Consider the following 16,344-nt stretch of genomic DNA (forward strand, 5'->3'; position numbering starts at 1 on the left):
AGCGGGCTGAGCGGCCCGTGGCCGTACCGGCGCGACCTGCGGCCCCGTCGCGAGAGCGGCCGACACGGCGCGCTGCACCGGTATGCCGGCCACCTCGCCCGCCTCCTCCGGCTCGTCCGGCGCTTCCACCGCGACGGGCAGGGACAGGGCGGGCTCGCCGAGCCGTCCGGACCGGCCCCCGGGCGTACCGGCGGGCTTCAGTACGTCTCGGATCAGGCCGGTCGGCGCGCCGTCGAGGACGGCGTGCGACAAGGTCCCGCTGAAGGAGGGGTTCTGCCAAGTCGTCAGCGTGCTCGCGAAGTTCGCGGACGCGACGGTGTACCCGGTCGGTTGTGCCATCGCGCGCTGGATCGGCGGCAGGGCGGACCAGCCGCCACCACCCCCAACGCCGTTAGCCGCAACGGGCGTTCCGGAAGCGGAAGCCGCCCCGGAAGCGGCCACGGAAGCCGCCGCAGCCGACGGGCTCGCAGCCGACGGGCCGCTCACACCCGTACCCGGCGCACCTGACGTAGCTGTCGTACCCGCCGTGCCCGGCGTACCTGTCGCGCCCGGCGCACCGGCCGCACCCGTACGTCCCCGCAGTCGATCAAGGATTCCCATGCCTACACCCGTCCCCTCACCGCTCGGCCGTGGCGCGGGTCACGAGCGAGGCGATCTGCTCGGCGTACCCACGGCGCTGGTGGTGTTCGAGGTCCAGGATGTCCTCCAGGCTCCAGTGGAAGTGGTAAGCGATGTACGCGATCTCCTCGTGGATACGGTCGGTCGCGTACGTCACGATTCCCCCAGGCGGCTCCCGCCGAGCTCAACCTCGAACGGCTGCTCGCAGTGCGGGCAGGTGACCCCGGCCCGTGTGTGACCCTCGGCATTGATCTGACGGTAGAAGTCCTGCAAGAAGGCCAGGTCGGAGGCGAACATCTTCTCGACCACACCGTCGTGCACGTACTCCACCGTGCCGAGCTGAGTGATCACCAGCCCGAGCAGAACCACCGACAGGAACGCCGGATTCTCCCGCACCCGCCGGTCCTGGAGCGGGATCAGCTCGTCCCTGGCGGTCGCCAGGCGCATGATCCCGTTGCGGTGCAGGACACCGGCGTCGTCCACGTACCCGCGCGGCAGCTCGAACGCGAACTCGGTCTGCAACTTCTGTCGTGCAGGCGCCGGTTCGGGCGCCGGGGCCGGGGCCGCGGCCGGGGCGGCCGTTGCCGCCCCTGCCGCCGGTCCCGCAGATCCCACCAGGGCCTCGGCCTCCGCGAAGGCCGAGGTCCTGGTGGCCGGTCCGCGACGCATCACTCGGGTACCAGGTCTTCGTAGACGATGGTGGCGGTCTCGGTGAGCGCGCTCGCCTCGCCGGCCCGCACGTCGCCGGGGGTGACATTGCTGCACCAGGCCTGCGTCAGGTGGTAGCGCTTCACCGGAGCGCCGAGGCTGTCGTAGAAGATGACAGTGGCGTTCTTGCGGGCCGCGCCCATGTTGCCGTTCTGCGAGAGCTTGTGCCACTCGTAGAAGGCCCTGCTCGACGTCACACCGTAGACGACGGTCACTTCGCCGGCCTGCTGTCCACCGGGCATCTTCTTGATGACCGGCTTGCCGTTGGCCGAGTTCTGCTTCAACTCGATGACGTCCTGAGTTGTCTTGTAACCGCTGATCGACTGGAGGTACTCAAGGCCGACACCATCGATCTGGATGCCGAACCTGTGTGTGGTGAGCGACTCACCCGGCTGAAGACTCATGGGACCTGCTCTTTCTGCTCGTACCGGTCGTGCTGGGCAGCTTCTCGCACGGGGATGTCGGGCCGGTCACCGGCCCGACGTTCTTCCCCGGCTGTCGGCTACTCGTCCAACTCGCCGCCGCCGCTGTTGAACTGGGCCAGCCGGAAGACCACGAACTCGGCGGGCTTGACCGGCGAGACGCCGATCTCACAGATCACACGGCCGAGGTCCACCGACTCCGGCGGGTTGGTCTCGGCGTCACACTTCACGTAGTAGGCATCGTCCGCGGTGGCGCCGAACAGGGCGCCGCTGCGCCACTCGGTCACCAGGAACGCGGAGATGTTCCGCCTGATGCGGGCCCACAGCGCCTGGTCGTTCGGCTCGAAGACCACCCACTGGGTGCCGATCAGGATCGACTCTTCGAGGTAGTTGAAGTACCGGCGGACGTTCAGGTAGCGCCAGGCCGGGTCGGAGGACAGGGTGCGCGCACCCCAGATCCGGATACCCCGGCCCGGGAAGGCCCGGATGCAGTTGATGCCCAGCGGGTTGAGCAGGTCGTGCTCACCCCGGGTGATCTGCATCTCCAGGTCCACGGCGCCGCGCACGACCTCGTTGGCCGGAGCCTTGTGCACGCCGCGCTCGAAGTCGTTACGGGCCCAGATACCGGCCACGTGACCGCTCGGCGGGACCATCTGCGTCTGGCCGCTGGCCGGGTCGAAGACCTTGATCCAGGGGTAGTACAGCGCCGCGTACTTGGAGTCGTAGCCGGCGGTTTCCTGGCGCCAGACCTGGATCTGACGGGCGTTGAGGCCCGGCGGGGGGTCGATGACGGCCAGCCGGTCGCCCATCAGCTCGCAGTGCGCGATGAGTCCGAGCTGTACGGCCTTCACGGCCTCCAGGTCGATCGCACCGCGCTGGTAGGCGGCCATCAGGTCGGGGACGGCGACCATCGAGATCTGGTCGACGGCTTCCAGACCACCGAAGCCGGTGCGGTCCGCGGAGTCACCCACGTACTCGCGGATGCCGACCTGGTCGCTGCCGTCGTCCACGGGAACCGGGGAGGAGGCGGAAGGCGCAGGGAGCGCGACCGACTGGTTCTCCGGCCGGGCGAGCTGCCCGACCGGGGCGGCCTCCGTGACCGTGATCAGCTTGGAGCGTTCCTTGACCTGCGTGACGACGTAGTTCCGGTTGGTCTTCTTGGCGGTGACGTCGAAGGTCTCGGCCGTCTTCTCGCCGTCCTTGACGACCAGCCGGAAGCGGTCGGCGGGGCCTTCGCCCTCGGCGTCGGCGACCTCGACGGTGATCCCGCCGGCCTCGCCGGGCGCGATGGCCGACACCTTGAACGTACCGAGCTGCTTCGCCTCACCGGCGGGCAGCGCGGCCGGGGCGGAGTCGCGGCCACCGGTCACGGCGGCCGGGGTCCGGGAGCCCGCACCGGACGCGCCGCCCGTCACTCCGCCGACGCGGACGACGTACGCGGCGGAACCGCCGTTGTTGAAGAAGCCGTAGACAGAGTGCGCGAGGTAGTAACCGTCGGTGAAGTCACCGAAGGACGCGACGTACTGGGACCAGTTGGTCACCAGTGTCGGCTCGTTGAGCGGTCCGTTCGGGGCGAGGCCGACAAAGGCGGCCACCGAGGTGCCCACTCCCTCGATGGGACGCGCACCGCTGGCCACCTCCTCGACATATACGCCAGGTGACAAGTACGACGGCATGCGCTGCTCTCCTCGGGGTACGAGACGGGACTGATTCAACATGTCCGGTCGACACCCGGCACCGAAACGTCCTCAGGTGCCTGACCGGGGGCAGTTCCGCTTCCGGTCCCATGCCCCAAAGGGCAGCCCGTCGCGCCCGGAAGGGCCAAGGACGCCAGGCTTCCGGATGCCCGAACGGGTGACGGCCGGGTGTGTTTTGTCGATCTCGCCCCGAAATTCCTCCCTTTGCGGCGCCCGGTTACACCACGACCCGGCAGATCGGCGCACCTTTGCCACCGACCGGCCCTGTCACATGCGGCCACGGGGCAGGATCCCGTCCGTCACGCCAACATACCGAAGGGTACGGAGACGGCTCCCCGACTGCGTACACCGGCCGCTCCCTGGCTCCTCGACGCCCGGCGAACCGCCTCCCGGCTCGCCCTACCCATGCGTACACCGGGGCCACCCCCGCTGCCGAGTGGTGCCGAGGGCATAGTGACTGTCTGTCGGGGCACATCCGGGCCGCCGAAACACGGCCCTGGGCGCCGTTTGCATGGCATGAACGAGACAAATGTCAGCGCCGGAGACGGCTCGCCGGCCCACCCGACGGGGCGCGTCGAGGCCACACACACCCGGCGCTCCGTCGCGGGCGACGGCACGCACTGGGGGCCGGTCTGGGACGTGATGAGAACGCTCGGGACGCTGCACGGCGCGGAACACGTACGGCTTGTCGTCTGGTTCGACTGAAGCCGATCCGGCCCGGTGTGGGCGCTGGTTATCATATGGGGTGGGTCGCTTGCTGTATTGATGCCGAAGATTGTCCAGGAAAGGGAATTCGCACCTATGCCGACCGAGACTTTTGAGTTCCAGGTGGAAGCGCGCCAGCTCCTCCAGATGATGATCCATTCGATCTACTCGAACAAGGACGTCTTTCTGCGGGAACTCATCTCCAACGCCTCAGACGCGCTGGACAAGTTGCGGCTGGAGGCTCTCCGCGACAGCGAGTTGCGGGAAGACGTGTCGGACCTTCATATCCGCCTCGATCTCGACAAGGAGCTGCGCACACTCACCGTACGTGACAACGGCATCGGGATGTCGCACGACGAAGTGGTCCAGCTCATCGGGACGATCGCCAACTCCGGCACTGCGAAGTTCCTGAAGGAATTGAAGGAAGCCCAGGGATCGACGGCTTCGGAAGAGCTGATCGGGCAGTTCGGTGTCGGGTTCTATTCGAGCTTCATGGTGGCCGACGAGGTCACGCTGCTGACCCGGCGTGCCGGGGAGAGCCAGGGGACGCGCTGGTCGTCCGACGGTGAGGGAACGTACTCGGTCGAGACGATCGACGAGGCGCCGCAGGGCACCTCGGTGACGCTGCGCCTCAAGCCGGAGGACACCGAGGACCAGCTCTTCGACTACACGTCGAGCTGGAAGGTCCGCGAAATCGTCAAGCGGTACTCGGACTTCATCACCTGGCCCATCAGGATGGTCTCCGAGACGGCCGGCAAGAGCGGCACGACCGGCGAGGATGCCGACGACGCCGAGGACGGCGCCGAGGCGCCCGCCGAGGCCGAGGTCGAGACCGTCAACTCGATGAAGGCGCTGTGGGCCCGGTCCCGGGACGAGGTGACCGACGACGAGTACCACGAGCTGTACAAGCACATCAGCCACGACTGGACCGACCCGCTCGAAATCATCCGCATGCAGGCGGAGGGCACCTTCGAATATCAGGCGCTGCTCTTCATCCCCTCCCGTGCGGCGCAGGATCTTTTCAGTCAGGGCCATAAGCGCGGGGTCCAGCTCTACGTCAAGCGCGTATTCATCATGGACGACTGCGAAGCGCTCATGCCGGAATACCTCCGCTTCGTCAAGGGCGTGGTCGACGCACAGGACCTCTCGCTGAATGTGTCCCGCGAGATTCTCCAGCAGGACCGCCAGATCCAGTTGATGCACCGCCGCCTGGTGAAGAAGGTGCTGTCGACGGTCAAGGACATGATGTCCGGCAACCCCGACCGCTACCTCACGCTCTGGAAGGAATTCGGGCGGGTCATCAAGGAAGGGCTTCTCAGCGACTACGAGAACCGCGACAGCATTCTCGGGATCTCGTCCTTCGCCTCGACGCAGGACGAGGAGCGGCTGACCACCCTCAAGGAATACGTCGAGCGCATGAAGGAGGGGCAGCAGCACATCTTCTACATGACGGGCGAGTCGCGGACGGCGATCGAAAGCTCGCCCCACATGGAAGCCTTCCAGGCCAAGGGCTTCGAGGTGCTGCTGCTGACCGACCCGGTCGACGAGGTGTGGGTGCAGTCGGTCCCGGAGTTCGACGGCAAGCAGTTGCAGTCGATCGCCAAGGGCGAGGTCGACCTCGACACCGACGAGGACAAGAAGGAGGTCGAGGCGGAGCGCGAGCGGCAGCGCCAGGACTACGCCGACCTGCTGACCTGGATGACGTCGGAGCTGAGCGAGGACGTGAAGGAGGTACGGCTGTCGTCGCGGCTCACCGTCTCGCCCGCCTGCATCGTCGGGGACACCAACGAGTTGAGCCCGGCCCTGGCGAACATGTACCGCGCCATGGGCCAGGAGGTGCCGGACGTCAAGCGCATCCTCGAACTCAACCCCACGCACCCGCTGGTCAGCGGGCTACGCAAGGCCCACTCCACGGGTGAGACGGGGACCGGGCTCGGCGAGGCGGCCGAACTCCTCTACGGGATGGCCCTGCTCGCCGACGGCGGAGAGCTGAGCGATCCCTCGCGCTTCATCAAGCTGATGGCGGACCGGCTGGAACGCACGCTGTAGCAGCGTGCGCTGTGGCGACGCGCCCTGCCGCAAGGCGCGTTGACCAACTCCCCTCGGGGCGGGCGGCTGTTCGCCGGCCCGCCCCGGGGGTCGTCACTGCTCGGGTGCCGTTACGGGCGGCTGCTCGGGCGCCCGGCCCAGCGCGGTCGCGCTCTCCTGGCCGCCCCAGCCGTCCGACGTCTGCCACAGGAGCCGGACGCCGAAGACCTCTCGTACGGTGTCCACCGCCCAGGCGTCGGCCGGGGGTTCGGAGAGGACCAGGTAGAGGCGTTCGGCCCGGCGCGGCAGGGTGTGGTCGACCTCCAGCAGCCGGGCGGCCCCGGCGCGTACGTCCGCGTACGCCGACCGCCCGGCGCCCAGGACCTCGTACACGAACAGGCCCTCCGCGCCGACACAACTGAGGTCCACCAGCGGCGATTCGAGCGACGGGCGCAGGCCGGCGCGGTGGAGAGCGGCTGCCAACTCGAACCGAACCGCCTCGTGCGTGTGACAGTCCCGGTCGGTCCTCGCCTCGGCCTCCAGCAGGAGTGGGAAGTCCTCGCTGTGGGCGGTGGCGAGGGCAGGGGCCAACTCGGTTTCGGGGGGCGTCACTTCGTCCTCGGTCGGCAGTTCAGTCGGGGGCTCGATCGGCTGCTCGGTCGGCTGCTCGGTTGGCTGTTCCGTCGGTGGTTTAGTCGGCGGTTCCGCCGACCGCTCGGCTTCCTTCTCCCGCGAACTCGTCAGTTGCGTATGGGCCTTGGTCAGCGCGCCCTGCCAATCACCGCACACCGGGTCGGACACCAGCCGCGCGCCGAGACCCGCGTCGCCCGAGGTCTCGCCCGAGGTCACGGCGTCCCGTGCGCTCTGCGCCAGGTCGCGCAGCGCGGTCAGCCGCTCCGTGTCGGGGGAACCGAGCAGCCGCCATACGCTCAGCCAGTCGGCCCGGTCCCTGCGCAGGCAGCGGTTCGCCATCCCCTTCAGCTCCGACAGCCGGGCCCCCGCCTCCGGCGGGACGGTGTCGGGGGCGCCGGTGAACTCCGCCAGGACGCCGAGCGCGGTCGCGTAACGGGCCGCCATACCCGGCGAGATGGGCTTACGGCCGAAGTCGCTGGCCGAGACGAAACTTATCCGCCCCTCGTTGTGCATCACCCAGCCGTCCAGTTCCGCGCCGACCGCCGGCGGCGGCGCGTCATGCCGTACGACAAGGAGCAGGGTGCGGTCCGTGGCCGGGGAGAGCGCCTGGACCCGCCAGTGGGAGCCCTTCCTCGCCCCCAGCACCCGGAACCGCACATCGCCGCCCACCCCGAGGTGCTCCGGCTCCGGCTCCGAGCCGATGAGCGCCTCCGGCAGCGGGGACGTGTGGAGGACGGTCAGGGTCTGGGTGCTGCGGGTCAGCGCCACATAGAGCTGACGCAGCCCGGCGGGCCCGCCCTCGGCGATGGTCGTCGGGTCCAGGACCAGGACATGGTCGAACTCCATGCCCCTGGCCTGGGCGGCAGCCAGTACGGATACGGTGGCGCGCGCCTCCGGGCTCATGCCCTCGGCCCGGTCGACGCGCCGCCGGACCTCGTCCAGCCAGTGCGAGTCGTCGGGGACGATGACGGCGATCGACCGCAGGGACCGCCCGTCGGTGCCGACGAGACGGGCCGCGCGGGACACGGCCTCGTCCAGCAACTCCCAGGGTTTCGTGGGGACAAGCCGTACGGCGTCGTCGCCTGCGCGGCGTACGGCCACCGGGTAGGGCAGCGCCGGTGCGACCGCCCTGGCGAGCGGGGCGACGAACTCCATGATCTCGGCGGGCACCCGGTAGCTGGTGTTCAGCTCCGCCACCCGCCAGTCGCCGCCGTCGGCCAGCAGGCCGCCCAGCCGGCTCCAGTCGTCGTACGTGTGCGGGCCCGTGGCCTGTGCCAGGTCGCCGAGTACGGTCATCGAGCCGGTCGGGCACCGTCGCCTCAGGGACCTCGCCTGCATCGGTGTGAGGTCCTGGGCCTCGTCAAGGACGATGTGCCGGTACCGCAGCGGGGTCTCCCCCGCGATGAGGAAGCGCAGCTCCTCCAGACAGACCAAGTCGTCGATGGTCCAAGGCTCTTCGGCGGCGCTCTCGGCCTTCGGCCGCTGCAACGCGGCCTGTTCGCTGTCGCCGAGCACCTGGGCCGCGCATTCCCGCAGCTTCCCGGGCGAGTTGAGCAGGCTCCGCAGGGCCTCCTCGGGGCTCAGCGCCGGCCAGGTCCGGTCGGCGAGAGCGGTGACCTGCCGGTGGCGCTCCAGATCCCGGCGCAGGTCGGTGTCGCGGCCCCGGCGCGGTGCGATCCGTGCCAGCTCGGCCAGCAGCCGGTCGACCACCAGGTCCCGGAAGCGGTTCCTGCGTACGCGGTAGGCGCCGGGCCCCTCACGGGCCTCACGCAGCAGGCCGAGCACCTCCGAGCGCGGCAGCCGCAGCGACGTACTGCCGATGGTGACGGCGAAGGCCGGCTCGTCGGTGTCGTCCGAGGACGGTGTGATCAGTGCGTCGACCGCCTCGGGCCGGCACTCGCTCTCCACGCGCCGCCGCAGGACGGCCGCCATCCGGTCGTCGGACTTGACGAGCCGCGCCTCGGCGGAGTCGGCGCCGCGCAGGTCGCCCTGCCAGAGCCGGGAGAGCTGAACGGCGTTGACGTTGCGGGTGCCGAGGGTGGGCAGCACGCGCCCCACGTACTCAAGGAAGCTCTGGTGCGGACCCACCACCAGGATGTCCTGCGGGCGGAAGTGGTCGTTGTTGACGAGCCAGGTCACGCGGTGCAGACCGACCGCCGACTTTCCCGTGCCGGGACCGCCCTGGACCACGAGCACATCCGCCGGTGAGCCGGTGACCAGTGCCAACTGGTCGCGCCGGATAGTCTCCACGATGTCGCGCATCCGTCCGCTGCGGGATCTGCGCAACTCCCTGAGCAGGAACTCGTCCACGGGCTGCGGCTTCCTCGCGCGCCTGCGCGGGATGTCGCGGGGGGACGGGGCGAGCGGCGGGGCGGGGTGCTGCTCGGTGGTGTCGGTAGCGGTATCGGCCGCGTCGGCGGTGGTATCGGCGGCGCCGGTGGTGGTCTCCGGTAGGAGCGCGTCCTGCTGGGCCTCGGCGGGCACCCCGGGTACGACGACCGGAGCGATCTCGTCCAGGTAGTCCTCGACCCTGCGCTCGACACACCGCAACTGCCGCCGCAGCAACACCTCTCCGGGGGTCTCCGGCTGCGCGTTGTGCCACCGTACGGCCAGCGGATTCGTCCAGGAGACCACCACCTGGTCGCGGGTGTCGACGTCGAACACACTCCGCCGCCCGATGTACCAGGTCTCGGGCCCCGGCTCGTTCTTCTCGTGTACGTCGACCCGGCTGACCACCAGCGACTCGCCGCCCAGGCCACCGTACTCCTCGGCCCTGACCTCGGCCTCGGCGCGCGCGGCGATCCCGTCCTTGCCGCTCGCCGACGCCGAGGCGGGTGACGTGGCCGTCATCTCGGCGAGGCGCGCCTCGTAGCAGTCGTACGCGCGGTCGACCGCCTTCTGCTCGATCGCGATGATCATGTCCCGTGCGCCTTGTGCTCTATGTGCGTCTTCTGAAGTACCGCCCATGCGTTCCCCCCTCATGACAGCGACGGCGACGGCGACGACGTCCGCGTATCGGCGCCGTTACAGGCCGTAGCCCGGATCGCGTGTCACAGGATTAGCAGAGAATGACGGGTAAAGAGTGATCAAATACACAACTGGTCCGCCACATGCGCGAATTCGGCTGGACGGCGCAGCCTTGTGGGACGTGTGGGACAGCGCTTTCATTACAGGCACCCCCCACACAAGGAGCGCACCATGCGCCTGCGGAAGTTGCTCACCACACTGACTCTCGCCGCCGTCGGGCTGGCGGCGCCGCTCGCCGCGGCCGCGCCCGCGAGTGCCGCCGAGAACAGGCGAGTTGTCGTCTACTACCAGACCCAGTACAGCAACGGCACCTACGTCTCGCCGCGCCCGCTCACCGACAACGCGACCGGCGTCACCGACGTACTCGTCGGCGCCATCCACCTCAACGGCGACGGCATCGTCACACTGAACGACAACCCGCCGGACGACGCCAAGTTCGACCAGATGTGGAGCGACCTCGGCGCCATGCAGGGCAAGGGCGTCCATGTCCTCGGCATGCTCGGCGGCGCCGCGCAGGGCAGCTTCCAGCGGCTGGACAGCCAATTCGACACGTACTACCCGATGTTGAAGAACGTCATCTCCACCCACCACCTCGACGGTGTGGACCTCGACGTCGAGGAGCAGATGTCCCTGCCGGGCGTCGAGCGGCTCATCGACCAGCTCCACACCGACTTCGGCTCGGGCTTCCTCGTCACACTGGCGCCCGTCGCGACGGCGCTCAACGGCGGGGGCAATCTCTCCGGCTTCAGCTACGACGCGCTCTACCGCGACCGGGCGTCGTCCATCGCCTGGTTCAACGCGCAGTTCTACTGCGGCTGGGGCTCGCTCTCGAACACCAGCGGGTACGACGGTGTCATCAACCACGGAGTGGTACCCGCCTCGAAGGTCGTCGCCGGCACCCTGACCAACGCGGCGAACTGCGGAAGCGGTTACGTCCCGATGGACACCCTCAAGTCGACCGTGTCCGCGCTCTCCTCCCGCTACGCGGACTTCGGCGGCGTCGCCGGATGGGAGTACTTCAACTCGGACCCGGGCGGCACGGCGGCGCCGTGGCAGTGGGCGGCGAACATGTCGGCGGCGATGCGGTGAGCGGTACGGGCCTCAAGAATCTGGGTTGTCTTTCCCGGTAAGGCCGCCTGCGGCGGTCCCACCCCTCCCCGCTCGAAAGGGCGGGGAGGTACCGGAAGATGATGGCGCAGCCGCCGGACTCCGAAGAACGGGCGGCGCCCGGCTCCTACCTGGCCCCCGCCTCCTCCTTGCTGTTGTTGTGCTTCTTGATGCCGGAGTGCAGGTCGTTGGGGTTGTTCGGCAACAGCAGGTTGCGGCCGGGAGGACTGTGGCCGGTGGCGGCCTTGTGTACCCCGATCACGAAGTCGGAGCAGTTGTAGCGGAACACGTTGTATTCGCGGTTCAGGTTCGTCTGAATGTACTTCTGGGCTTTCGAGAGCTGCTTCTGAGTGAGGGTGACGGACAGTTCGGTGGTCGCGTCCTTCGGGTCGTCGTGGTTCATCCGCACCTCGCCGGGCACGCTCCGGTGCGGTGCGTCCTGGTTGATCTGCCCGCCCTTGGGATAAAAGCCCGCGGAGGACTGGAACTTGTTGTCCTTGTAGAACGCCACCCAGGAGTGACCGACCCGCTGGAGGTAGTCCTCGTCACGGAAACTGGCGTTCTTCCGCACCATCACGCGAAGCGTGACGGTGTCGTCCCCACCCGCCGCCTGCTCCTGCTTCGCGGCCTCGGGTTGTTGGCCACCGGACGACTCTCCTGCCTCCGGCTGCGGGGCCCTGGTGTACCCGCCGTCCCCGGTCGGCTGCCAACCCCGCTCCAGCATGTTCCGGTGGGCCGCTGCCGGGTCGGGCCAGGGCACCCGCTGTACGGCCTGGGTGGCAGCGGGCACGCCGGCGCCCGCTCGTCCCCCGGTCGTACGGGCCTGGGCCTCGGCGCCGGCTTCCCGCGCGGGGCGCCGTTGAACCGGCACTTCCGCACTCCGGGGCGCGCGACCGGAAACCGCCCGCCGGCCCTGCTGCGCCAGCAGCCTGGCGGTGCCCGCATTGCCGGCCAACCGCTGGAGGGCCATCATCTCGCGCGGTGCGGGGGTCGCCCCTGCGCTGATCCCGGCGAAGCTCTCGGCCGGCGACATACCACGCGTCGCAGCAGGTCGGGCCGGCCGACTCGGCACGCCCCCGGGTCTCTGCTGCCGTTCTTGTTCCCTCAACCCCGGGCCCTTCCACTCTCTACTCGTGCCTCAAGCCGCCGCTCTCGACCAGTCCGTGGTGAGAGAGGGAGCGCCGAGTCGTTCTCAGCCCACGACACTGTCACACCGCGACAACGGGCGGAAGGCCCGAAGGCCCCTCAGAGGGCGAGGAACTCGCCTGCCTTGACGTGCGCCACGAAGGTGGCGAACGCGGTGGTGGAGAGGCCCAGAACGGGACCGCTCGGGTTCTTGGAGTCCCGGACGGGGACGATGCCGTGGGCGGCGGCGAGGTTGGTGGCAGCTTCGACGCAGGTGCCGCCGTTGTTGCTGTACGAGGACGTGAACCAGCGCGGGGATTCGGTCATCACAAGTGCCCTTCCGCAGAAGCTACTTCGGACCGTGCTCGGCCTCTAGCCTAGCCGTTTCGGTTGGGCTGAGGCGGCGTCCGCGGCGGGAGGGGAAGCGGCAGAAGCCGGCGCTCTCCCCCGCTTCCGGCCTCATCTCAACCGAAACCTCAACCGAAACAGCGAGGCCCGCTAGGCGGCGCGCCGCCCATGGGCCAGAGCGGCCGCCGCGCCGCGGGAGTTGACGCCCAGCTTGTCGAAGATCTTCGCGATGTGGAACTTCACCGTCGATTCAGTGATGTGCAGTTCTTGGGCGATGTCCCGGTTGCGCCGCCCGAGAGCCAGATGCTGGAGCACCTCCAACTCCCTTGTTCCCAACCCGGTCAGCGGGTCCCGGCGTGAGGCGTCCGGCGGTGCGAGGGGAATGTCGATGATCACCGTCGTGCCCCACCCCGGTACCGCGTCCACCTCGATCTGCCCGCCGAGCGGCGTCAGCCGTTCCGCGATCCGGTGTGTGTCGAAGGAATCCCGGGACCGTGCCCCGGGACCGTCGTCCCGCACCGTGGCGCGCAGCCGGGCAGAGTTCACCTTCCAGCCGATGTGGATCCGGCTCAGCCGAGCGCCGTCCGGCCCGCGTCCCTGGTCCTCCAGCGACGCATGCACGGTGGCCCGGACCGCCGCCGAGGCCGTATCGACGACATCGCCGGGCAACAGCCGGTCCCCACCCTCCTCCACGCCGGGTGTGCCGAGGTCCAGCCGTATGTTGCGGGCACGCAGTATCCGGCGCAGCGAGTCGGCGAGCCGCTCAAGGGCGTCCGCGGCCCGCTCCTCCACCAATTCCTGATCGAGCTCCGCCTGCGAACGCAGTTCCGCCAGGGCGGTGATTGCGAGGTCAACGGCGCGGGTCCGCGCAGTCGTGTCGTCCAGGCCACGGTCACGCAGGACGCCCAGCAACGCGCTGAGCGCGGCTCCATGCGCGCCGCCGAGTTCGGAGATGGCGCGGGTGCGGGCGGCTGACGCGGCGCGTGACACGGCCAGTGTCCCGGGGACGATCTCGGTCCGCATGCCTTCCCGGTGCGCGGTCAGTAGGTCCCACAACGCCTGGGCGGGCGCCAGACGTTCCCGCGGCAGCGGGGTGTCCGCGGTCCGTACGACGACCAGCAGCGCACAGGGTTCGCTGATTCCGCTGGCCAGAGCCACGATCGGAACGCTGGCGCCCGCCAGTCGGGCCAACCCCTGCCAGTTCCCTCCGGCCGGTACCAGGGGCCGCAGCGCGTGCATCTCGGTGGTGGTGATGGCCGAGCCCGGGTCACCTGGGGACTCCCCGTAGACCTTGAACGGGGCGTAGGGACAGTTGGCGGAGAGATCCGCGAGCCCACGGTGCGGAATCGTCTCGGTCAGGGCGGCGGACAGGCGCGGCAGAGTGTCGATCAGGGGCGCCTGGATCACGTCGAGCGGTGCCATCGGGTCCATGGCCCCCACCGTATCCAGCCCGCGCAGTGCTCCCGCTGTCCTTTCAGCCAGCCATGACCGTACGAAAGGACAGCGGGAGCGGGACCGTCCCCGCTGAGGATGGAGGCGCTCAGTGATCCGCCGTCAGGGCGGCGACGCATGCGACAGGGAGTGACAGACATGAAGGCGATCGTCTACGAGAACTACGGCGGCTCCGAGGTCCTGCGGCTCGCCGAGGTCGAGGAGCCGCACGCCGGTCCGGGCCAGATCCGGATGAAGGTCGTGGCTGTCGGGGTCAACGGCCTGGACTACAAGATCCGCCACGGCTGGTTGCAGCACGAGTTTCCCGTGACCTTCCCCGTCATTCCGGGGATGGAAGCGGCCGGCGTCGTCGACGAGGTCGGCGACGGTGTCACGGGTGTCTCGGTGGGGGACGAGGTGATGGGCATGACCACGACCGGCTGTTACGCCCAGTACGCCCTGGCCACGGACGTGGCGCTCAAACCGGCCGCGCTCGACTGGGAGTCGGCCGCCGCGCTGCCCGTCGGCGTCCAGACCTCCCACGGAGTGCTGGACGTCCTGAAGGTGACTCGCGGTGAGACGCTCCTGCTGCACGGGGCCGCCGGCGTTGTCGGCTCCGCCGGTGTCCAGCTCGCCGTCGCCCGTGGCGTCACCGTCATCGGTACCGCGTCCGAGGCCAACCACGACTACCTGCGGTCCCTGGGGGCCGTCCCTGTCACGTACGGCGACGGACTTGTCGACCGGGTTCGTGCCGTCGCACCCCAGGGCATCGACGCCGTGTACGACGCCACGGGGTACGACGCGCTGACAGCCTCTGTCGAACTGCGCGGCGGCACCACCGACCGCGTTGTCACCATCGCTGACCAGCGCGCCGCCGAACTGGGCGTCGAATTCTTCATGGGCACGCCCGGCCCGTTCGCGGCGGAGCTGGCGGACTACGCCCAACTCGCCGCCGACGGCCGGCTGTCCATACGTATCGACCGGAGTCTTCCCCTCACCGACGCCGCCGAGGCCGAGGAACTGAACGAAGCCGGCCACGCGCGCGGCAAGTTGATCCTTCGGCCATGACAGGCGGGCACCAGGCGCGGCCGCAGTGGCCTGAGCGCGAGTGAGGAGGCGGTGGTCAGACCGGTGGCATCGGCAAGACCCGCCGACAGCCGGCGCAGCGAAGAGCCCCGCCGCTCCGAGGGGGAGGCATGGCGGGGCTCAGACGAGACAGGCGCACGGGCTACGCGTCGAAGCGGCGGGCGAACTCTACGAGCCCGGCGAAGCTTCCGGTGGTCAGTGAGAGGTGCGGGCCGAACGGATCCTTGCTGTCACGGACCAGGACCTCACCTGTGGTCACGGCGTGCTCAGGTGCCCACTCGACGCATGAGCCACCGTTGGCGCTGTAGGAGGACTTGACCCAACGGAGAGAGGGGGATTCGGTCGTCACGGATTGCCCTTTCGTACTTGCGTGATCATGGCCACGGATGCCGCCTGCGACGCTGCCACGGCTTGTAGCTGATGGTAGGCCATAAACATGCGCGCCACAGAGGTGGTTTCGCGGTCCAAGTGTCCCTGCGTTTCGGACTCCACGTAAGACACGACGGACCGGTCGGCGAGCGTCAGAAGGTTAACCAGCCCGTTGAATGGGCGGTGTTCGCCGATGTCGTACGGGGCTACCTGAACCATGGTGTTGGGGAGCGCGGCGAACTCCACCAGCCAGTCAAGCTGCCCACCCATGACCTGGGGACCACCCACAGGCCGGCGGATGCAACTCTCGTCCATCACCACGATCACCATGGGCGGATTGGGCCGCACCAGAGCGGCTTGACGCTCCGCCAGGAACGCGACTCGCTCGTCAGCCTGCTCGGGCGTACTCGCCCCCCGCCGTACGGCGCTGTCCGCGATCGCCCGCGCGTACTCCGGTGTCTGCAATGGCCCCGGGATGATCCCGACTTCGAACAACCGGATCTCCACTGCCCGGCTCTCGCAACTGACGTACTCCGGGAAGCCTTCCAGCAGGCTGCCGTGCCGGATCTCGCGCCACTCGCGCTCGAACGAATCGGAGGAACCTGCGACGCCGAAGACGAGATCGACTTTGCGCGAGAACGGAAGGGTTGGGGGCTTCCGATTAGTTTCCACAGCCGAAATATGCTGGCTGGAATATTCCAATCTCCTGGCCAGCTCCTCCTGGTTCCAGCCGCGCTTCTCGCGGAACCTACGGATACGGGCTCCGAAGGCCGCGCGCGGACTGCTCTCAGGCTTCAGTTCCTTGCGGTTGACCATGCGTCACTCAACCCTTCCTTCGCTCCCAGCCAGTTGAAGGACTCCTCACTCTAGGCCAATCTCAATGCTCCCGGTAACGGTATCGCTACTGAGAGGAGCGGACTGTGCCCTCCAACCCCATGCGCCCCGACCCCCCGCACCCCAAGCCCCGCCCCGACACAGACGACTTGGCCGCACTCCTGAAAGCCGGCGGCCACTGGGCCCTCGCCCCCCACTGGGTCCCA

At 68.9% G+C, this 16,344-nt stretch carries 15 protein-coding genes; 4 read left to right on the top strand and 11 right to left on the bottom strand.

Annotated features, from left to right (window positions below; all coding sequences use genetic code 11):
- The 5 genes from QR77_RS46705 to QR77_RS17085 all read right to left on the bottom strand — a co-directional run.
- The coding region (locus QR77_RS46705; protein WP_040022699.1) for a hypothetical protein at positions 1-339 on the bottom strand (339 nt) is incomplete at its 3' end.
- A 277-nt stretch (positions 340-616) separates the two neighbouring features.
- Entirely contained in the window at positions 617-775 is a 159-nt protein-coding gene (locus tag QR77_RS47435; RefSeq protein WP_173476313.1) for a DUF6760 family protein, read from the bottom strand.
- Positions 772-1,287, bottom strand: coding sequence for a hypothetical protein (locus tag QR77_RS17075; RefSeq protein WP_040022700.1), 516 nt, complete (start codon positions 1,285-1,287; stop codon positions 772-774). The genes QR77_RS47435 and QR77_RS17075 overlap by 4 nt, the downstream gene beginning before the upstream one ends.
- Positions 1,287-1,730: a phage tail protein gene (locus tag QR77_RS17080; RefSeq protein WP_040022701.1), complete on the bottom strand. Its 444-nt coding sequence runs from the start codon at positions 1,728-1,730 to the stop codon at positions 1,287-1,289. The genes QR77_RS17075 and QR77_RS17080 overlap by 1 nt, the downstream gene beginning before the upstream one ends.
- Before the next feature lie 98 nt (positions 1,731-1,828).
- Positions 1,829-3,424: a phage tail sheath subtilisin-like domain-containing protein gene (locus QR77_RS17085; protein WP_040022702.1), complete on the bottom strand. Its 1,596-nt coding sequence runs from the start codon at positions 3,422-3,424 to the stop codon at positions 1,829-1,831.
- A gap of 537 nt (positions 3,425-3,961) precedes the next feature.
- On the opposite strand from QR77_RS17085, the gene QR77_RS17090 reads away from it, so the two are divergent.
- Together QR77_RS17090 and htpG are read left to right on the top strand one after the other, a co-directional pair.
- Positions 3,962-4,150, top strand: coding sequence for a hypothetical protein (locus QR77_RS17090; protein ID WP_040022703.1), 189 nt, complete (start codon positions 3,962-3,964; stop codon positions 4,148-4,150).
- Positions 4,151-4,246: 96 nt separating this feature from the next.
- Positions 4,247-6,199 carry a molecular chaperone HtpG gene (htpG, locus tag QR77_RS17095; RefSeq protein WP_040022706.1) on the top strand — a complete coding sequence of 651 codons (1,953 nt, stop codon included), beginning with the start codon at positions 4,247-4,249 and terminating at the stop codon, positions 6,197-6,199.
- Between the two features lie 93 nt (positions 6,200-6,292).
- Here the strand turns inward: htpG and QR77_RS17100 are convergent, their stop codons facing one another.
- Positions 6,293-9,730, bottom strand: a complete 3,438-nt coding sequence (locus QR77_RS17100; protein WP_040022707.1) for an AAA family ATPase — start codon at positions 9,728-9,730, stop codon at positions 6,293-6,295.
- 279 nt (positions 9,731-10,009) lie between these two features.
- Between QR77_RS17100 and QR77_RS17105 the strand changes: the two genes are divergently transcribed.
- On the top strand, positions 10,010-10,927 hold the full coding sequence (locus QR77_RS17105) for a glycosyl hydrolase family 18 protein (RefSeq protein WP_040022708.1): 918 nt from the start codon (positions 10,010-10,012) through the stop codon (positions 10,925-10,927).
- Between the two features lie 145 nt (positions 10,928-11,072).
- Here the strand turns inward: QR77_RS17105 and QR77_RS17110 are convergent, their stop codons facing one another.
- The 3 genes from QR77_RS17110 to QR77_RS50005 form a co-directional block, all read right to left on the bottom strand.
- Positions 11,073-11,978 carry a hypothetical protein gene (locus QR77_RS17110; RefSeq protein ID WP_040022709.1) on the bottom strand — a complete coding sequence of 302 codons (906 nt, stop codon included), beginning with the start codon at positions 11,976-11,978 and terminating at the stop codon, positions 11,073-11,075.
- A gap of 212 nt (positions 11,979-12,190) precedes the next feature.
- Entirely contained in the window at positions 12,191-12,400 is a 210-nt protein-coding gene (locus tag QR77_RS17115; protein ID WP_040022711.1) for a DUF397 domain-containing protein, read from the bottom strand.
- A gap of 168 nt (positions 12,401-12,568) precedes the next feature.
- On the bottom strand, positions 12,569-13,849 hold the full coding sequence (locus QR77_RS50005; RefSeq protein ID WP_040022713.1) for a LuxR C-terminal-related transcriptional regulator: 1,281 nt from the start codon (positions 13,847-13,849) through the stop codon (positions 12,569-12,571).
- Between the two features lie 159 nt (positions 13,850-14,008).
- On the opposite strand from QR77_RS50005, the gene QR77_RS17125 reads away from it, so the two are divergent.
- Positions 14,009-14,917, top strand: a complete 909-nt coding sequence (locus QR77_RS17125) for an NADP-dependent oxidoreductase (RefSeq protein WP_040022714.1) — start codon at positions 14,009-14,011, stop codon at positions 14,915-14,917.
- 160 nt (positions 14,918-15,077) lie between these two features.
- On the opposite strand, the gene QR77_RS17130 is transcribed toward QR77_RS17125, so the two are convergent.
- Positions 15,078-15,284 (bottom strand): DUF397 domain-containing protein, encoded by a 207-nt coding sequence (locus tag QR77_RS17130; RefSeq protein WP_040022716.1) that lies wholly within the window; start codon positions 15,282-15,284, stop codon positions 15,078-15,080.
- A complete protein-coding gene (locus QR77_RS17135; RefSeq protein WP_040022717.1) occupies positions 15,281-16,120 on the bottom strand; it encodes a helix-turn-helix transcriptional regulator in 840 nt (279 codons plus the stop codon). Before QR77_RS17135 ends, QR77_RS17130 begins: the two co-directional genes overlap by 4 nt.
- Between the last annotated feature and the right edge of the window lie 224 nt (positions 16,121-16,344).

Source organism: Streptomyces sp. 150FB (assembly GCF_000818195.1).
In the GTDB taxonomy this organism is placed as follows: domain Bacteria; phylum Actinomycetota; class Actinomycetes; order Streptomycetales; family Streptomycetaceae; genus Streptomyces.

Bases quoted from the DNA above. Each gene is read 5' to 3' on its own strand.
- QR77_RS17125 (WP_040022714.1), top strand. From the start codon at position 14,009: ATGAAGGCGATCGTCTACGAGAACTACGGCGGCTCCGAGGTCCTGCGG.
- htpG (WP_040022706.1), top strand. From the start codon at position 4,247: ATGCCGACCGAGACTTTTGAGTTCCAGGTGGAAGCGCGCCAGCTCCTC.
- QR77_RS17080 (WP_040022701.1), bottom strand. From the start codon at position 1,730: ATGAGTCTTCAGCCGGGTGAGTCGCTCACCACACACAGGTTCGGCATC.
- QR77_RS17110 (WP_040022709.1), bottom strand. From the start codon at position 11,978: ATGTCGCCGGCCGAGAGCTTCGCCGGGATCAGCGCAGGGGCGACCCCC.
- QR77_RS17135 (WP_040022717.1), bottom strand. From the start codon at position 16,120: ATGGTCAACCGCAAGGAACTGAAGCCTGAGAGCAGTCCGCGCGCGGCC.
- QR77_RS17105 (WP_040022708.1), top strand. From the start codon at position 10,010: ATGCGCCTGCGGAAGTTGCTCACCACACTGACTCTCGCCGCCGTCGGG.
- QR77_RS17085 (WP_040022702.1), bottom strand. From the start codon at position 3,424: ATGCCGTCGTACTTGTCACCTGGCGTATATGTCGAGGAGGTGGCCAGC.
- QR77_RS17075 (WP_040022700.1), bottom strand. From the start codon at position 1,287: ATGCGTCGCGGACCGGCCACCAGGACCTCGGCCTTCGCGGAGGCCGAG.
- QR77_RS50005 (WP_040022713.1), bottom strand. From the start codon at position 13,849: ATGGACCCGATGGCACCGCTCGACGTGATCCAGGCGCCCCTGATCGAC.
- QR77_RS17090 (WP_040022703.1), top strand. From the start codon at position 3,962: ATGAACGAGACAAATGTCAGCGCCGGAGACGGCTCGCCGGCCCACCCG.
- QR77_RS17100 (WP_040022707.1), bottom strand. From the start codon at position 9,730: ATGATCATCGCGATCGAGCAGAAGGCGGTCGACCGCGCGTACGACTGC.